We start from the raw sequence: 1,235 nt of genomic DNA, 5'->3' as shown, positions 1-1,235 counted from the left end.
ACCGAACGTTGGTTAAGCTATTAAGAGCACACGGAGGATGCCTAGGCGCTAGGAGCCGATGAAGGACGTGGCGAACAACGATACTGCCTCGGGGAGCTGTACGCAAGCTTTGATCCGGGGATGTCCGAATGGGGAAACCCAGCTATCGTAATGGATAGTTATCTCCACCTGAATACATAGGGTGGTTGAAGGCAGACCAGGGGAACTGAAACATCTAAGTACCTTGAGGAAGAGAAAACAATAGTGATTCCGTCAGTAGCGGCGAGCGAACGCGGATTAGCCCAAACCAGAGAGCTTGCTCTCTGGGGTTGTGGGACGTCTCACATGGAGTTACAAAGGAACCGATTAAATGAAGAGGTCTGGAAAGGCCCGCCAAAGAAGGTAACAGCCCTGTAATTGAAAGTCTGTTCTCTCCGAGACGGATCCCGAGTAGTGCGGGGCACGTGAAACCCCGTATGAATCCGGCAGGACCATCTGCCAAGGCTAAATACTCCCTAGCGACCGATAGTGAAGCAGTACCGTGAGGGAAAGGTGAAAAGCACCCCGGAAGGGGAGTGAAATAGAACCTGAAACCGTGTGCTTACAAGAAGTCAGAGCCCGATTAATGGGTGATGGCGTGCCTTTTGTAGAATGAACCGGCGAGTTACGTTCCCGTGCAAGGTTAAGGTGAAGAGCCGTAGCCGCAGCGAAAGCGAGTCTGAATAGGGCGAGTTAGTACGTGGACGTAGACCCGAAACCGTGTGATCTACCCCTGTCCAGGGTGAAGGTGCGGTAACACGCACTGGAGGCCCGAACCCACGCACGTTGAAAAGTGCGGGGATGAGGTGGGGGTAGCGGAGAAATTCCAATCGAACTCGGAGATAGCTGGTTCTCCCCGAAATAGCTTTAGGGCTAGCCTCGGAAATCATGAGTCGTGGAGGTAGAGCACTGATTGGGTGCGGGGCCCGCAAGGGTTACCAAGCTCAGTCAAACTCCGAATGCCATAGACTTAATTCCGGGAGTCAGACAGTGAGTGCTAAGATCCATTGTCAAGAGGGAAACAGCCCAGACCATCAGCTAAGGTCCCCAAGTGTGTGTTAAGTGGGAAAGGATGTGGAGTTGCACAGACAACCAGGATGTTGGCTTAGAAGCAGCCACCATTTAAAGAGTGCGTAATAGCTCACTGGTCGAGTGACTCTGCGCCGAAAATGTAACGGGGCTAAACACACCACCGAAGCTATGGCTTGATACTTATG

Annotated in this window: 1 rRNA gene (only partly in view); it reads left to right on the top strand. The window is 52.4% G+C overall.

The window, feature by feature from the left end:
• Positions 1 to 10 precede the first annotated feature (10 nt).
• A 23S ribosomal RNA gene (locus tag BLW49_RS28390) occupies positions 11 to 1,235 on the top strand (its annotated part continues 1,799 nt past the right edge of the window); the annotation flags it as partial.

Source organism: Paenibacillus sp. PDC88 (assembly GCF_900106725.1).
Classification (GTDB): domain Bacteria; phylum Bacillota; class Bacilli; order Paenibacillales; family Paenibacillaceae; genus Paenibacillus; species Paenibacillus shunpengii.
This window is presented reverse-complemented; position numbering and strand designations above follow the sequence as displayed.